This window comes from Klebsiella quasivariicola (genome assembly GCF_002269255.1).
GTDB classification, from domain to species: Bacteria; Pseudomonadota; Gammaproteobacteria; order Enterobacterales; family Enterobacteriaceae; genus Klebsiella; species Klebsiella quasivariicola.
Genome location: NZ_CP022823.1, coordinates 3076288 through 3091589 on the forward strand (window position 1 = coordinate 3076288; position 15302 = coordinate 3091589).

At 60.1% G+C, this 15302-nt stretch carries 13 protein-coding genes; 7 read left to right on the top strand and 6 right to left on the bottom strand.

Features of this window, described 5'->3' with window-relative positions; all coding sequences use genetic code 11:
• Positions 1 to 15 precede the first annotated feature (15 nt).
• Both B8P98_RS15350 and B8P98_RS15355 read right to left on the bottom strand, forming a co-directional pair.
• A complete protein-coding gene (locus B8P98_RS15350) occupies positions 16 to 906 on the bottom strand; it encodes an oxidoreductase (protein WP_095033181.1) in 891 nt (296 codons plus the stop codon).
• A gap of 124 nt (positions 907 to 1030) precedes the next feature.
• On the bottom strand, positions 1031 to 2530 hold the full coding sequence (locus B8P98_RS15355) for an aldehyde dehydrogenase family protein (RefSeq protein ID WP_095033182.1): 1500 nt from the start codon (positions 2528 to 2530) through the stop codon (positions 1031 to 1033).
• Positions 2531 to 2765: 235 nt separating this feature from the next.
• Here B8P98_RS15355 and feaR point away from each other — a divergent pair, with 235 nt between their 5' ends.
• A complete protein-coding gene (feaR, locus tag B8P98_RS15360; protein ID WP_095033183.1) occupies positions 2766 to 3668 on the top strand; it encodes a transcriptional regulator FeaR in 903 nt (300 codons plus the stop codon).
• On the opposite strand, the gene B8P98_RS15365 is transcribed toward feaR, so the two are convergent.
• Genes B8P98_RS15365 through B8P98_RS15375 form a run of 3 tightly spaced genes read right to left on the bottom strand, consistent with a single transcriptional unit; the run spans position 3669 to position 6821 of the window.
• The gene (locus B8P98_RS15365; RefSeq protein WP_095033184.1) at positions 3669 to 3992 is read right to left on the bottom strand and encodes a YdbL family probable chaperone protein; all 324 of its coding nucleotides are present in this window, start codon (positions 3990 to 3992) and stop codon (positions 3669 to 3671) included.
• A gap of 7 nt (positions 3993 to 3999) precedes the next feature.
• Positions 4000 to 4185 (bottom strand): YnbE family lipoprotein, encoded by a 186-nt coding sequence (locus tag B8P98_RS15370; protein WP_004140145.1) that lies wholly within the window; start codon positions 4183 to 4185, stop codon positions 4000 to 4002.
• On the bottom strand, positions 4182 to 6821 hold the full coding sequence (locus B8P98_RS15375) for a YdbH family protein (RefSeq protein ID WP_095033185.1): 2640 nt from the start codon (positions 6819 to 6821) through the stop codon (positions 4182 to 4184). Before B8P98_RS15375 ends, B8P98_RS15370 begins: the two co-directional genes overlap by 4 nt.
• A 206-nt stretch (positions 6822 to 7027) precedes the next feature.
• On the opposite strand from B8P98_RS15375, the gene B8P98_RS15385 reads away from it, so the two are divergent.
• From B8P98_RS15385 to hslJ, 3 genes are all read left to right on the top strand, one after another.
• Positions 7028 to 7528, top strand: coding sequence for a DedA family protein (locus B8P98_RS15385; RefSeq protein WP_025713906.1), 501 nt, complete (start codon positions 7028 to 7030; stop codon positions 7526 to 7528).
• Positions 7529 to 7675: 147 nt separating this feature from the next.
• Positions 7676 to 8665, top strand: coding sequence for a 2-hydroxyacid dehydrogenase (locus B8P98_RS15390; protein ID WP_095033186.1), 990 nt, complete (start codon positions 7676 to 7678; stop codon positions 8663 to 8665).
• A 122-nt stretch (positions 8666 to 8787) separates the two neighbouring features.
• Positions 8788 to 9228 (top strand): heat shock protein HslJ, encoded by a 441-nt coding sequence (hslJ, locus tag B8P98_RS15395; RefSeq protein WP_095033187.1) that lies wholly within the window; start codon positions 8788 to 8790, stop codon positions 9226 to 9228.
• Between the two features lie 36 nt (positions 9229 to 9264).
• On the opposite strand, the gene B8P98_RS15400 is transcribed toward hslJ, so the two are convergent.
• Positions 9265 to 9528: a putative hemolysin gene (locus B8P98_RS15400; RefSeq protein ID WP_004140155.1), complete on the bottom strand. Its 264-nt coding sequence runs from the start codon at positions 9526 to 9528 to the stop codon at positions 9265 to 9267.
• A gap of 362 nt (positions 9529 to 9890) precedes the next feature.
• On the opposite strand from B8P98_RS15400, the gene nifJ reads away from it, so the two are divergent.
• The 3 genes from nifJ to B8P98_RS15420 all read left to right on the top strand — a co-directional run bounded on the left by nifJ (position 9891) and on the right by B8P98_RS15420 (position 15254).
• Positions 9891 to 13418: a pyruvate:ferredoxin (flavodoxin) oxidoreductase gene (gene nifJ / locus B8P98_RS15410; RefSeq protein ID WP_095033188.1), complete on the top strand. Its 3528-nt coding sequence runs from the start codon at positions 9891 to 9893 to the stop codon at positions 13416 to 13418.
• 356 nt (positions 13419 to 13774) lie between these two features.
• Entirely contained in the window at positions 13775 to 14899 is a 1125-nt protein-coding gene (ompK37, locus tag B8P98_RS15415; protein WP_025713909.1) for a porin OmpK37, read from the top strand.
• A 142-nt stretch (positions 14900 to 15041) separates the two neighbouring features.
• A complete protein-coding gene (locus B8P98_RS15420) occupies positions 15042 to 15254 on the top strand; it encodes a KTSC domain-containing protein (RefSeq protein WP_008805148.1) in 213 nt (70 codons plus the stop codon).
• Positions 15255 to 15302 lie beyond the last annotated feature (48 nt).

The window sequence follows — 15302 nt, forward strand, 5'->3', positions numbered from 1 at the left end:
CCGCCCCTGCCCGGGTCAGCCCGGGCCGTCGCTGGCCGCCGCCAGCAGCGGCACGATGATATCGCTGAGCGGTGTCGGAATGCCGTGCTGACGCCCGCGACGCTGCACCACGCCGTTACGAATATCCCACTCCAGCGGCCGGCCATTGAGGCGATCGATCAGAATAGAGGTGCTTAAGTCGGCAGGCGCCCGGTGAAAGCCGGCGATAATCTCCTGCGGCACGCTGTCGCCCAGGGCGGCCCCTTCCGCCCGCGCTACCAGCAGACATTCGTGCAGATAAGCCAGTCCGAGGGCAGTGATCTCCTCCCGGGCGAACATCCCGGCGCGGCGTCCGGTCAGCACCATCAGTCCGGCGACGGCGTTCTGCAACAGTTTGCGCCAGGCCACGGTGATAAAGTCCGCCGCCAGCTCCACCGCGCAGCGGGTCCCCGCCAGCGCCTGCTGCACTCGCTCTGCCCCCGGCAGATCCGGGAGGGTCAGTCGCGGCGTGGCGCGCAGCCAGACAGAGGCATCGGCATCGCGCTGCGCCGGAAACCAGACCACCGAGGGCAGCACCGTCGCGCCGCCGGTCAGGGGGGCAAACTGCTGGCGCTGCTCAACGCCGTTTTGCAGCACGCACACCACGGTGTCTGCGGAACACAGGGCCGTCAGCCAGGGGGCGATGGCCTCCGTCTGGGTGGTTTTCACTGCAACAAACACCAGGTCGAAGGGGGCGGCTATCGTCGTCGGGTCGGTATGCACTGGGCCGGGCACCACGATCTTGCCCTCGTCAGTGCGCAGCACCAGCGCCGAATGGGCGTTACGCCCGCAGACCACCGGCGCCCTCCCCACCGCAAACAGGGTGGCGGCGATCGTCGTGCCGATGGCGCCGGGACCAATAAGTGCAACCTTAGGAAATGCTGTCATGCCGAAGACCTCCGGGTGATTCACCGCCCTGGTTGGGCAAAGAGTGCCCTCCACAGTAGCGGGAAAGACCGGAGGTCGGCAAGCGGCGCAGCGGGAAAGGCCCTTCGCCTTTCCCGACAGAGGATTAGTAACGTACGCAGACGGATTTGGTTTCGCACCAGCCGTCGAGCCAGTCAGGGCCGAAATCGCGCCCGGTACCGGACTGCTTCATGCCGCCGAAAGGCAGGTTGGCGTCAATCAGGGTATGGCTGTTGACCCACACCGTCCCCGCCTGCAGACGGTCGGTGTAGTTCAGGGCCTGGGTCAGATCGCGGGTCCAGACGCTGGCGGTCAGACCAAAATCGCTGTCGTTGGCCAGGCGCAGCGCCTCCTCGCCGTCGGCCACCCGCACCAGGTTCACCACCGGGCCAAACACCTCCTCACGGGTGAGGCGCAGTCCGGCGTCCGGGTTAACCACCAGCGTCGGCGGAATATAGTACCCCCCCGTATCCGGTCCGGCGCTGCCGCTGATAAGCTCTGCCTTCTGCTGGCGAGCCTCTTCGAGGTAGGCCGCCACCTTGTCACAGTGGGCCCGGGAGACCACCGGGTTGATCTGCGCCGTCTCCTGCATCCCCGGCCCCACCTGCAGCGATTTCACCGCCTGCTCGAAACCGCTGACCAGGGTGTCAAACAGCGGCGCTTCGATGTAGATCCGCGAGCTGGCGGCACAGACCTGTCCCTGATTGAGGAAGCTACCGGTCATCAGCCCCTCAATAACCCACTGGGGATCGGCATCTTTGAGCACAATCGCCGGGTTCTTGCCGCCTAGCTCCAGCGTCACGCGGGTCAGGCGGTCGGCGGCCACGCGGGCAATCTGTTTCCCGGTCGCCGTCGAGCCGGTAAAACTGACCTTCGCCACCTGCGGATGGGCGGTCAGCGCCGCGCCGCAACCGGCGCCGCTGCCGGTGACCACGTTAAACACCCCGTCAGGAATGCCCGCCTGGGTCGCCAGCTCCGCCACCCGCAGCAGGGTCAGCGGGGTGGTTTCTGAGGGTTTGATAACGATCGAACAGCCCGCCGCCAGCGCCGGCATGGCCTTCCACATGCCGATCATCAGCGGGAAATTCCACGGGACGATGCCCGCCACCACCCCGACCGGCTCTTTTTTGGTCCACGCCTGGTAACGCGCCCCTTGCGGGAAGGGGATCGAAACGTCCAGCGTCCGGCCGCTGATCTTGGTGGACAGCCCCGCGGTGTAGCGCATCCAGTTCAGGGTGCAGCCAACCTCAAAGGCGCGGGAGATCGCAATGGATTTGCCCTGCTCGAGGGTTTCCAGTTGCGCCAGCTCTTCGCCGTGCTGCTCCACCAGATCGGCAAAACGCAACAGGATGCGTTCACGGTCGGCCGGAGTGCGCCCGGCCCAGCGGCGATCGACAAAAGCGCGCCAGGCGGACATCACCGCCCGATCGACATCCGCCGGGCTGGCGTCGGCGGTGGTGGCAATCGCCTGCCCGGTGGCCGGATCCCAGACGGTTAACCGGTTTTCGCTCTGCGCATCGAAGGGAGCGCCGTCGATATACAGGCCATGCTGACGGTCTAAGAACTGCTGGACGCTGGCAAGCAGCGCTATCTGAGAGCTGGACATACCCTTTCCTTATTCTTCGCGGATAGTGCTTTCAGTCTATGTCCGCTTGGCGGCTGGCGCTTTTTTCTCCGTGACATTCGTTTGCGCCGCTGTGACAGTCACCGCAATTCCGTCGTCTGCCCGCGCAGAAATGTGCCGCGGGTAATAGTTCTTTCATATACCCGTCATCGCACCCTTGCCTGAGGCGACATAAATGCAACAATGCAGACACATTGTTTTCACAGGGAGACGGCGAATGATCACCACGGCAGAGGGGGGGCTGGCGTACCAGCGCTGGCTGGCGACGATCAATCAGGTCTGCGGCCATTTTGCCGCCCGGCCGCTGGAGGGACGCTTCCACGGCGAAATTGACGCTCGCTATGCCGGTAGCCTTAAAGTGAGTACCGTCACCGCCGCCGGCGTCAATCTCTACCGCACCCGCGATGAGATAAAACGGGATAACGACGCCTGGTTTTATACCGTGTTTCAGCTCGCCGGCGAAGCCATCATCGAACAGGACGATCGCCAGGTAACGCTGGCGCCGGGCGATATCACGTTAATCGACGCCGCCCGCCCGTGCTCGATTGTCTGGCAGCAGACCTCGCGTCAGGCCTCGCTGCTGCTGCCGCGCCAGCGGGTGGCGCCGTCAGGCGACATCGCCACCGCCTGCCGGCTGGACAAATGCCTGCCGATGGTGCAGCTCAGCCAGCGCCTGCTGCTGGAAAGCATGGGCGGCACGGCGCTCTCTGCCAGCGAGAGCGAAGCGGCGCTGGAGGCAATAGCCTGCCTGTTGCGCCCGGTGCTGCATCAGCGCGAGCCCACGCCTTCCCGGCGGGAAAAGCAGTTTCAGAAGATTATTGCCTTAATCGATGCGTCCATTCAGTCGGAGCATTTACGCCCGGAGTGGCTGGCCAGCGAGACGGGGATGTCGGTACGCAGTCTCTACCGGCTGTTTGCCGACAAAGGGCTGGTGGTGGCGCAGTATATTAAGAACCGACGGCTGGATTTGTGCGCACGGGCGCTACAGAACGTTCATGACGACGAAAAGCTGGCGGGGATCGGCTACCGCTGGGGCTTCAGCGATCACAGCCATTTCTCCACCGCCTTTAAACAGCGCTTTGGCGTCTCGCCGGGGGAATACCGTAAGCGCTGTCGCTAATTATTTGCGCAGCCACTGGCCGTTCAGCCCCTGGACGTACTCCCCGGGCTGCGCGCGGGCCACCAGCTTCTGCCCGGCCATTTTCGCCACTTCATCCACCGGCAGATTGTTGTCATCGGCCAGCTGCTGGTAGCTTTCGCTGCGCGCGGCATTGATCTGCTTCACCAGCGCTAAGGTCTCTTTATCCTGGCGCAGCGGCGCCAGATAGCCGTTCAGCGTCTCCCCTACCCGCCCCTGCTGACGCGCTTCGCTCAGGGTCAACGCCAGCGCGGGCGCGCTGAGTAAGGTCAGCGCCAGCGCGGCGCTTAACAGTCGTTTTCTCATCGTCGCCTCAGAACAAATCGCTGCGCGATTTCAGCAGGTTTTCCACATCCTTATCGACCTTGATATGGATCTCATGCTCAATTTTGACATTCATATTGATGGTGATGGGCTCTTTCGATGCCGCGATTTCGATGCGCGGCGTACAGCCGGCGAGCAGCATCGACGCCACCATGGCCAGTAACAGCTTCTTCATTTAGGTTCCTTACACGTCTTACCGTCCGTACAGCGCCGCACGGGCAGCATGGCATTCTGTTCGAGCCACGCCTGTAAATTGTCGCCAAAGCGTAAACTGCGCCACAGATCGAAAATATTCTCTTCATGAGCGTAGTTTAGCTGCACGGTACTGCTTTTCCCTTCCACCCGGCTGGTGCCGTTAATGGTAGCCTTTAGCGTCAGCACGCCCAGATTATCGAGATTAATCCGCGTCGAAGAGCGGGAGATCTCCATATAGCGCAGCCAGTTGATCGCCGCCCCGGCGGAGACGTTGTCCGCCACCAGCGCATCGGCGGTGTCTTTATCCAGTCGCAGGGTCATCGGCCCGTCATTACGCAGCCAGCCGTCGTGGATAATCCACTGGTTATTTTCCAGCCACAGCGGCAGCGCGCCGCTCACCGCCCCGGACATGGCGAACTGCTTCACTTTGACCGCGCTGGTCAGCTCGCTGCTGGAGATATGCTGCAGGCGGATCAGCGCCGGGTCGCGCTGCGGCATGCGCAGCTGCAGCAGCGTCAGCTTACCGCCTAACAGATCGACGCTGACGTCGCTGAGCTGCAGCGGATTGGCCTCACTCCACGGCCAGGTACCCTGCAGGTCCGCCGTCAGGTTGCGCGCGGTGACCTGGTTGACGATTTCGCCAATGCGCAGGGAGACCGGGCGACGGGTGCCCAGCTGCCAGTGGCCGTCGCTGAAACGGAATGGCAGTACGAAGTCGACGCCGTTAATCTGATTATCCGGCATCCAGGCGCTGCCGCCCTTCAGCACACCATGGCCGCCCGCCTCAAATCCCTGCCCGGCTGCCGCTGAAAAGGCCACCTGGGCATAGAGGCTGCCTTCCCGGAGGTTCATCTTCCAGTCCGGCGGCACCAGCGGCTGGAACACCGTCAGCGACTGTTTTGGCCACCACGCCTGGCCGCGCAGCCGTTCGCCATCCCAGCGCCCGGTCAGCCGCACCGGGCCAATAGCCTCGGCGTGCAGGGCGCCGGTGAACTGGAACCATGTCGGGTCGCGACCGTCGAGAGCAAATTTCAGCGTTGACGCCGGGAGATAGCTGCCGCCGGAGAAGGTGGTTATTGCCGCGTCCAGCGACAGCGCGCCGGTCAGCCGCGGATGTTCGGCATCGCGCAGCCAGCGGATCGGCTGCTCGAGCGTCAGACGCGGCGTACTGACCCGCATCGTGCCGTACTCGAGCTTATCGAACCCGGTGGAGAGGCTGTTCAGGGTAATAGCATTGTCGCGCCACTCCCCGCTGCCCTTCACATCCCAGCGCGCCTGCATTGGCGTAAAATGCCCCTCGCCCCAGTAGCGCCACTGCCAGCGGCCGCTGTCAGGCAGAAAATCGTTCGCCTGGCCGTCCAGGTGCAGCGTAAAGTCGCCCATCTGCTGCTCATGGGCGCGGAGGATCGCCTGCAGGCGGCCATCGACGCCCTGCTGCGTGACCTTCACTCCGGCCAGCGGCCAGCGAATTTCGTCAATATTCAGCGCATCGATCACTCGTCCGCGCGAGCGCAGCAGCGCTCCGGGATGAAACGCCAGCTGCGGGCTGACCAGCGGCCCGCTGAGCTGGGCCGGCAGCGCCGCGTAGAAGATCATCTCTCCCAGCTTGGCCTCGCCGGTGAGCCGCAGCGGCAGGTCGCTGTTATCCATGCTCAGTTTGCCCGGGCCGATATTCAGCACCGCATTACCCTTCCCGGCATGCCCCTCGGTGAGAACATTCAGGCGACCGCTGACGGTCATCTGCTCGGTCCCCTGCTGCCAGTTACCCACCGACAGCGCCACGCGGCCACTCAGCGGATACGCCTCGTAGCGGGTGCGCCAGCGTCCGTCGCTGATGGTGATCCGCTCCGGGGTGATCTCCCACGGCAGATCCAGGATTGGCTCCACCTCGCCGCGCGGCGTCACCAGCAGCTGACCGCGATTGTGCTGCCATTCGAGCTCGGCATCGATCCATTCCGCGGTCTGCGGAAATTCAAAGGTACCCTGCATCTGGCCATCGACCGGCAGACCATCCGGTACCAGCGGCAGATGGAAGGTCCCCACCAGCTTCACCGGCGGCTGATCGTCAGTCAGCCGGGCGCTGAACTGGCTAACGGTGAGGGCCTGGCCGCGCAGGCGCGCCTGCAGACTCAGTTCCTTACCGGCAAAGCCGATGTCCTGCTGAGCGGGCGTCAACGACATCACCAGCCGCCCCTGCCATTTCTCCCACGGCGACAGCCGCAGGTTGTCAATGGTTAACCAGCTATAGGGCAACATCGATTGCCATTCGGCGAGGGTGCGCGGCGACCCCGGCGCAGGATCGCTGGCCGGCAGTTTGCTCAGACAAGCGCTATTGATATCCAGCTGGTCAATATGCAGGCGCCAGCGGCTGGGGCGCGAGAGGCGGGTATCGGTCACCCGGGCGAGTTCACAGTCGCCCACCAGATAGCGCAGATCGGGGATCAACAGGGCCGACCGCGTCAGGCGCGGGCTCTCCTGCAGCGAGATACGTGTGCCCACGGGCAGCCAGATACCCGCCAGCGTCGGCACCCAGTGGGTCAGCGTCAACAGCAGCGTTAGCGGTAATAACACCAGAACTAACACCAGCGCGATGGCGGCTTTATATTTACCCTTCATGGGCAGTTAATATCCTGATTCAACATAAGTAAAAGCCGAAAGGCGCCCATTGTGACACGTTCGACCAGTGAGTGAAAGTTTGCGACCTGTTAAAGCATAGTTGCCAGTCGGTATCGCGGCGCGGCGATTGCTCGTCACTATTTAGCTTTTGTTTAAGCGCCCCCTGCCACACTCCAGTCAGATCGGAATGGCTTGCGGGAGAGACGGTGTCGTTAATTATCTCGCTCATTGAGCGCGCACAGGACCACTATCCATGGGTATTGCTGATTGTTTTTCTGCTTACCTTCACTAAATCCTGCGCGCTGGTGTCGCTGGCGATCCCGGGCACCTCCGGCCTGCTGCTGCTGGGGACTTTTGCCTCCGCCAGCCTCGGGCATTTCCTGCTAATGTGGTCCAGCGCCAGCCTTGGCGCCATCGGCGGATTCTGGCTCTCGTGGTGGCTGGGCGTTCGCTACCGTCACCGACTGGCGCATCTGCGCTGGCTGACCGCTGAGCGGCTGGCCCGCAGCCGGCTCTTTTTTCAGCGCTATGGCCTGTGGGCGGTCTTTTTCAGCCGTTTTCTCTCACCCTTGCGCGCCACCCTGCCTTTCTTCAGCGGCGCCAGCGGTCTGCCGCTATGGTCGTTCCAGCTGGCCAACGTCACCTCCGGCCTGCTATGGCCACTTCTGCTGCTCTCCCCCGGGGCTTTCAGTTTAAGTTTGTGGTGAAAAAACTTTGTCTTTCAAAGAGATTCCGCAATTCCGCGATATGCTCTAGAATTAGGATTAGCACCTCCTTACTAAACTATTTTTTAATAATTGTACGATTATTTTAAATATGCTACCGTGACGGTATAATCACTGGAGAAAAGTCTTATGAAAATCGCGGTTTATAGTACGAAGCAGTACGATAAAAAGTACCTGCAGCACGTTAATGATGCATACGGCTTTGAACTGGAATTTTTCGATTTCCTGCTGACAGCGAAGACCGCTAAAACCGCCAACGGCTGTGAAGCGGTATGCATCTTCGTCAATGACGACGGCAGCCGCCCGGTGCTGGAAGAGCTTAAGGCCCACGGGGTGAAATACATCGCCCTGCGCTGCGCCGGATTTAACAACGTCGACCTCGAGGCGGCGAAAGAGCTTGGCCTGCGCGTGGTGCGCGTGCCGGCGTACTCGCCGGAAGCGGTCGCTGAACATGCGATCGGCATGATGATGTCGCTCAACCGCCGCATCCATCGCGCCTACCAGCGTACCCGTGATGCCAACTTCTCCCTCGAAGGCCTCACCGGTTTCACCATGTACGGCAAAACCGCCGGGGTGATCGGCACCGGGAAAATTGGCGTGGCAATGCTGCGGATCCTCAAAGGTTTCGGCATGCGCCTGCTGGCGTTTGACCCGTACCCGAGCGCCGCCGCGCTGGAGCTGGGGGTGGAATATGTTGACCTGGCCACGCTGTACAAGGAGTCGGACGTGATCTCCCTGCACTGCCCGCTGACCGACGAAAACTACCACCTGCTCAATCGCCAGGCGTTTGATCAGATGAAAGACGGGGTGATGGTGATCAACACCAGCCGCGGCGCGCTGATCGACTCCCAGGCGGCCATTGACGCTCTGAAACACCAGAAAATTGGCGCGCTGGGGCTGGACGTTTATGAAAACGAACGCGATCTGTTCTTTGAAGACAAATCCAACGACGTTATCCAGGACGACGTCTTCCGCCGCCTCTCCGCCTGCCACAACGTGCTGTTCACCGGCCACCAGGCGTTCCTCACGGCGGAGGCGCTGATCAGCATTTCGGAGACGACCCTGGGCAACCTGCAGCAGGTCGCCAACGGCGAAACCTGCCCGAACGCCATCGTCTGATTCCTTTCCCTTTTGTGCTCCTCTCCCGGGGGGAGCACATTCAGATAATCCCCACAGATCCCCGCTGCGATACCGTTACACTGGCTTGGTTTTATTAGTCATGTGAATGTTTTGGAGTGAAAATGAACAAATTTGCGGCGCTACTGGCGGCAGGTATGCTGCTGTCCGGCTGTGTCTATAACAGTAAGGTCTCCACCGGCGCGGAGCAGCTGCAGCATCATCGCTTCGTGCTGACCAGCGTCAACGGCCAGGCGGTCAACGCCAGCGACCGGCCGCTGGAGCTGAGCTTCGGTGAGAAGATGGCGATTACGGGCAAGATGTCTGTTTCAGGCAATATGTGCAACGGCTTTAGCGGCGAAGGTAAGGTGTCGGACGGCGAGCTGAAGGTGAACTCGCTGGCGATGACCCGGATGCTGTGCCACGATGCCCAGCTCAACACCCTTGACGCGACGATCGGCAAGATGTTGCGCGAAGGCGCGCAGGTCGATCTGACGGAAAACCAGTTGACGCTGGCGACCGCCGACCAGACGCTGGTCTATAAGCTCGCCGACCTGATGCACTAGCCGACGCTGCGGTGCCGCTGACGCCGGGGGCCGCCGTTAGTAGCCGCAGCTGCCGCCCGCCAGCGCCTGCTCGCTGCAGCGTTTGCCGTTCGGTAGCGCGCACATGCCAATCGCCGAACCATCGAGCTGACGAGCCACCGATAACGAGCCGCCTATCATGGCGCAGTTGGCCTGACCGGCGTCGCTCATCGCCGCCCGCATGCCCGGTGTGACGTGCGCCGCCGTGGCCTGCTGAACGGGTTCACTACTGCACGCCGACAGCAACAGCGCCGCACATCCTACTAACATCGCAGCTCGCATTCTCTCTCCCCTCGGAAACGTCTTAAAAAAGCAAACCCAAGAATAATAGGCAGCGTGCTGCGCGGCGTCGAGAGGGTAAACACGTATTTATGCGTCTCATTAACATTTTCTAGCAAATTTTTGCCTAAAGCTTGATCTGCCCCGGGTACGGAGTGAATCGCATGGTGTTCCCCCCTCGGCAGGCAGCCATTTTCTCCGCGAACGAGGCAAAATATTGATCTGGGCACGGGTACCTGCCCTATTGAGGACACAAATGCAAAAATGGCGGCGTCAACGGTTTGCTAAACTAGCTCTTATATAATTACAGGGCGCGTCGCGGTTTCACGCGTCCATTCTTTTGCGCAATGTAAGGGTGTCTTCATATGATTACGATTGATGGTAATGGCGCGGTCGCTTCCGTCGCGTTTCGCACCAGTGAAGTTATCGCCATCTACCCGATCACGCCCAGTTCAACGATGGCGGAGCAGGCCGACGCCTGGGCCGGTAATGGACTGAAAAACGTCTGGGGCGATGTTCCCCGGGTGGTCGAAATGCAATCGGAGGCGGGCGCTATCGGTGCCGTGCATGGCGCGCTGCAGACCGGCGCCCTCTCCACCTCCTTTACCTCATCGCAGGGCCTGCTGCTGATGATCCCCACGCTGTACAAACTGGCCGGCCAGCTGATGCCGTTTGTGCTGCACGTCGCCGCCCGCACCGTCGCCACCCACGCGCTGTCGATCTTCGGCGACCATTCCGATGTCATGGCCGTGCGCCAGACCGGGTGCGCGATGCTGTGCGCCAGCAGCGTCCAGGAGGCGCAGGATTTTGCGCTGATCTCGCATATCGCCACCCTGCAGAGCCGGGTGCCGTTTATTCATTTCTTTGATGGTTTCCGCACCTCGCACGAAATCAACAAAATCGCCCCGCTGGCCGATGACACCATTCGCGCCCTGCTGCCGCAGGATAAGATCGCTGAGCATCGCCAGCGCGCGCTAAATCCGGAGCATCCGGTGATCCGCGGGACCTCGGCCAACCCCGACACCTACTTCCAGTCGCGGGAGGCCACTAACCCGTGGTACGACGCGGTGTATGAGCATGTCGAGAAAGCGATGGACGACTTCGCCGCCGCCACCGGCCGCCAGTACAAACCGTTTGAGTTTTACGGCCACCCGCAGGCAGAGCGCGTGATCGTCATTATGGGTTCGGCCATCGGTACCTGCGAAGAGGTGGTTGATGAACTGCTGAGCCGCGGCGAGAAAGTCGGCGTGCTGAAAGTGCGCCTCTATCGCCCATTCTCCGCCGCCCACCTGCTGGCAGCGCTGCCGGAAAGCGCCCGGGCGGTAGCGGTGCTCGATCGCACCAAAGAGCCTGGCGCCCAGGCAGAGCCGCTGTATCTCGATGTGATGACCGCCCTGGCGGAAGCCTTTAACCGCGGCGAGCGCGAGACGCTGCCGCGCACCATCGGCGGCCGCTATGGCCTCTCCTCCAAGGAGTTCGGCCCGGAATGCGTGCTGGCGGTATTTAGTGAACTGCAGTCCGCTCAGCCGAAGCCGCGCTTTACCGTCGGTATCTATGATGACGTGACCAATCTGTCGCTGCCGCTGGGCGAAAATACCCTGCCCGCAGAGGCCAAGCTCGAGGCCCTGTTCTACGGTCTCGGCAGCGATGGCAGCGTGTCAGCCACCAAAAACAACATCAAAATCATCGGCAACTCGACCCCGTGGTTCTCACAGGGCTATTTTGTCTATGACTCGAAGAAAGCCGGCGGCCTGACCGTCTCGCATCTGCGCGTCAGCGAAAAACCGATTCGTTCATCGTATCTGATTTCGCAGGCTGATTTCGTCGGCTGCCACCAGCTGCAGTTTATCGATAAATACCAGATGGCCGAGCGGCTGAAGCCCGGCGGTATTTTCCTGCTCAACACGCCGTACAGCGCCGATGAGGTCTGGTCCCGCCTGCCGCAGGAAGTCCAGGCCACCCTGAATCAGAAAAAAGCGCATTTCTACGTGGTCAACGCGGCGAAAATCGCCCGTGAATGCAACCTCGGCGCGCGCATCAATACCGTCATGCAGATGGCGTTCTTCCATCTCACCCGCATCCTGCCGGGCGACAGTGCGCTGGCAGAACTGCAGGCGGCGATTGCCAAAAGCTACAGCAGCAAAGGTCAGGAACTGGTGGAGCGCAACTGGCAGGCACTGGCCCTGGCCCGCGAATCGCTGGCGGAAGTGCCGCTCCAGCCGGTGAACGCCAGCAGTCCGAACCGCCCGCCGGTGGTTTCCGACGCCGCGCCGGATTTCGTCAAAACGGTCACCGCTGCGATGCTGGCCGGCCTTGGCGATGCGCTGCCGGTCTCCGCTCTGCCGCCGGACGGCACCTGGCCCATGGGTACCACGCGGTGGGAGAAACGCAACATTGCCGAAGAGATCCCCATCTGGAAGGAAGCGCTGTGTACTCAGTGCAACCACTGCGTCGCCGCCTGCCCGCACTCGGCGATCCGCGCCAAAGTGGTCGCGCCGGAAGAGATGGAGCACGCCCCTGCCAGTCTGCATTCGCTGGACGTTAAATCCCGCGATATGCGCGGACAGAAATACGTTCTGCAGGTCGCCCCGGAAGACTGCACCGGCTGTAACCTGTGCGTCGAAGTGTGCCCGGCAAAAGATCGCCAGAACCCGGAGATCAAGGCCATCAATATGATGTCGCGCCTGGAGCATGTGGAAGAGGAGAAGGTCAATTACGAGTACTTCCTCAACCTGCCGGAAATCGACCGCACTAAACTGGAGCGGATTGATATTCGCACCTCGCAGCTGATTAGCCCGCTGTTTGAATACTCCGGCGCCTGCTCGGGCTGTGGCGAAACGCCGTATATCAAACTACTTACTCAGCTGTACGGCGACCGGATGTTGATTGCTAACGCCACCGGCTGCTCTTCCATTTATGGCGGTAACCTGCCCTCAACGCCCTATACCACCGACGCCAACGGCCGCGGCCCGGCGTGGGCCAACTCGCTGTTTGAGGATAACGCTGAATTCGGGCTCGGCTTTCGTTTAACCGTCGACCAGCATCGCCAGCGCGTGATGCGCCTGCTGAGTGAATTTGCCGACCAGCTGCCGGCAGAGCTGAACGCGGCGCTGCATGCGGAGGCGACGCCGGAAGTTCGCCGCGAGCAGGTGGCTGCCCTGCGTCAGGCGCTGGCCGGCGTGGCTGGCGCTGAAGAGCTGCTGACCGATGCCGACGCGCTGGTGGAAAAATCCGTCTGGCTGATCGGTGGCGACGGCTGGGCCTACGATATTGGCTTCGGCGGTCTGGATCATGTGCTGAGCCTGACGGAAAACGTCAACATACTGGTGCTGGATACCCAGTGTTACTCCAACACCGGCGGGCAGGCGTCAAAAGCCACGCCGCTGGGGGCAGTCACCAAGTTTGGCGAGCATGGCAAACGCAAGGCGCGCAAAGATCTGGGCGTCAGCATGATGATGTACGGTCATGTTTATGTGGCGCAAATTTCGCTGGGCGCGCAGTTGAACCAGACGGTGAAAGCGATTCAGGAAGCGGAAGCCTATCCGGGGCCATCGCTGATCATCGCCTACAGCCCTTGCGAAGAGCACGGTTACGATCTGGCGCTCAGCCACGACCAGATGCGTCAGCTGACCGCCACCGGCTTCTGGCCGCTCTACCGCTTCGACCCGCGTCGGGCAGACGAAGGCAAGATCCCACTGGCGCTGGATTCCCGTCCGCCATCAGACGCGCTGGCCGAGACGCTGCTCAATGAGCAACGTTTCCGCCGCCTGAACGCCCAGCAGCCTGAAGTGGCGGAGCAGTTGTGGAAAGACGCCGCCGCCGATCTGCAAAAGCGCTATGACTTCCTCGCCCAGCTGGCAGGCAAAGCGGAGAAAGCGCCAGGCGAAGGTTAACCGCCCCGTCACCTTCGGCCATAAAAAAAGCCCGAACATAACGTTCGGGCTTGTCGTTTTACCGATAAACAAAATCATTCCGTAGAATGAGACGGCAACAATAAATTATTGGCATGACAATAAAGGCATATAACGCGCAAATAATACGTGATTAGCCCGGGCATGTATAATTTTTATTTTGTATATTACCCATGAATGTATTCAGCATAATTATCACCATTTCACTGGTATTATTTATTTTAGATTTTACTTATATCGTAACAATTGAATCTTACCGGATCTCAGACCGCTCCTTTAGCATGAGTTCACTTCCTTCCCGGAAGCTAAAACATAAAAACAGTTAAAGGAATTTCTTCATGAAAAGAAAAGTACTGGCCCTCGTCATCCCGGCTTTATTAGCTGCCGGTGCCGCTCACGCAGCGGAAATTTATAATAAAGATGGAAATAAATTAGATCTCTATGGCAAGGTAGATGGTCTGCATTATTTCTCCAGCGACTCGAAAAAAGACGGCGATCAAACTTATTTGCGTTTTGGCTTTAAGGGCGAAACTCAGATCAACAATATGCTGACCGGCTATGGTCAGTGGGAATATAACGTTCAGGCCAACAACACCGAGAGCTCCAGCGATCAGGCGTGGACCCGTCTGGCATTCGCGGGTATCAAAGTCGGCGATTACGGCTCCTTCGACTACGGTCGTAACTACGGCGTGCTGTACGACGTCGAAGGCTGGACCGATATGCTGCCGGAGTTCGGCGGCGACTCCTACACCTATGCGGATAACTTTATGGCAGGCCGCGCCAACGGCGTCGCGACCTACCGCAACAGCGATTTCTTTGGCCTGGTGGAGGGTCTGAACTTTGCCCTGCAATATCAGGGTAAAAACGAAGGTCAGAACGCACAGGATATCAACGTCGGCACCAATAACCGCAGCAGCGACAGCGATGTTCGTTTCGACAATGGCGATGGTTTCGGCCTCTCCACCTCTTATGACTTCGGCATGGGCATCAGCGCGGCGGCAGCCTACACCTCTTCTGACCGTACTAACGATCAGATGACCCAGACCAACGCCTACGGTGATAAAGCGGAAGCCTGGACCGCCGGTCTGAAGTACGACGCCAACGATATCTACCTGGCGACCATGTACTCTGAAACCCGCAATATGACCCCGTACGGCAACGACGGTGTGGCCAATAAAACGCAAAACTTCGAAGTCACCGCGCAGTATCAGTTCGACTTCGGTCTGCGTCCGGCCATCTCCTACCTGCAGTCCAAAGGCAAAGATCTGTACAATAACGGCCGCTATGCCGATAAAGATCTGGTCAAATATATGGACGTTGGCGCGACCTATTACTTCAACCGTAATATGTCCACCTATGTTGATTACAAAATCAACCTGCTGGATGGTAACGACAAATTCTACGAAGACAACGGTATCTCTACCGATAACATCGTCGCTCTGGGCCTGGTTTACCAGTTCTGATGCGCCTGCCCGCCGGTTCCGGCGGGCTTCCCCCACCCGCCTCGCTGCAGATAAAACAAAACGCTATATCTTACGAGCTAAAATAGCCGTCCGTTTAATGATATAGTCATGGCCAGTCAGTGCTTGCCCGAGGACGTCCATGATGCACCACCATCCGGTAAAATCTTCCCGAATTATCTCCGTCGCCTACGATGACGCCTCCGCCACACTGGAAATCTATTTTTATCACCAGCCGCCATTACAATATACCGGCGTTCCACCGCGTATTTTTCGTGACTTTTTACAGGTGGTTTCAAAAGGGCGATTTTATGACGGCGTGATTAAAGGAAAATTCCCCGAACGCAAGCCACGTTAATGTCAAAATGTGACCGCGGTCATGATACAAAATGTGCCATATTGCCTT

Excerpts from the sequence above, each read along its gene's own strand:
- B8P98_RS15350 (WP_095033181.1), bottom strand. The coding sequence starts at position 906 with ATGACAGCATTTCCTAAGGTTGCACTTATTGGTCCCGGCGCCATCGGC.
- B8P98_RS15355 (WP_095033182.1), bottom strand. The coding sequence starts at position 2,530 with ATGTCCAGCTCTCAGATAGCGCTGCTTGCCAGCGTCCAGCAGTTCTTA.
- feaR (WP_095033183.1), top strand. The coding sequence starts at position 2,766 with ATGATCACCACGGCAGAGGGGGGGCTGGCGTACCAGCGCTGGCTGGCG.
- B8P98_RS15365 (WP_095033184.1), bottom strand. The coding sequence starts at position 3,992 with ATGAGAAAACGACTGTTAAGCGCCGCGCTGGCGCTGACCTTACTCAGC.
- B8P98_RS15370 (WP_004140145.1), bottom strand. The coding sequence starts at position 4,185 with ATGAAGAAGCTGTTACTGGCCATGGTGGCGTCGATGCTGCTCGCCGGC.
- B8P98_RS15375 (WP_095033185.1), bottom strand. The coding sequence starts at position 6,821 with ATGAAGGGTAAATATAAAGCCGCCATCGCGCTGGTGTTAGTTCTGGTG.
- B8P98_RS15390 (WP_095033186.1), top strand. The coding sequence starts at position 7,676 with ATGAAAATCGCGGTTTATAGTACGAAGCAGTACGATAAAAAGTACCTG.
- hslJ (WP_095033187.1), top strand. The coding sequence starts at position 8,788 with ATGAACAAATTTGCGGCGCTACTGGCGGCAGGTATGCTGCTGTCCGGC.
- B8P98_RS15400 (WP_004140155.1), bottom strand. The coding sequence starts at position 9,528 with ATGCGAGCTGCGATGTTAGTAGGATGTGCGGCGCTGTTGCTGTCGGCG.
- nifJ (WP_095033188.1), top strand. The coding sequence starts at position 9,891 with ATGATTACGATTGATGGTAATGGCGCGGTCGCTTCCGTCGCGTTTCGC.
- ompK37 (WP_025713909.1), top strand. The coding sequence starts at position 13,775 with ATGAAAAGAAAAGTACTGGCCCTCGTCATCCCGGCTTTATTAGCTGCC.
- B8P98_RS15420 (WP_008805148.1), top strand. The coding sequence starts at position 15,042 with ATGCACCACCATCCGGTAAAATCTTCCCGAATTATCTCCGTCGCCTAC.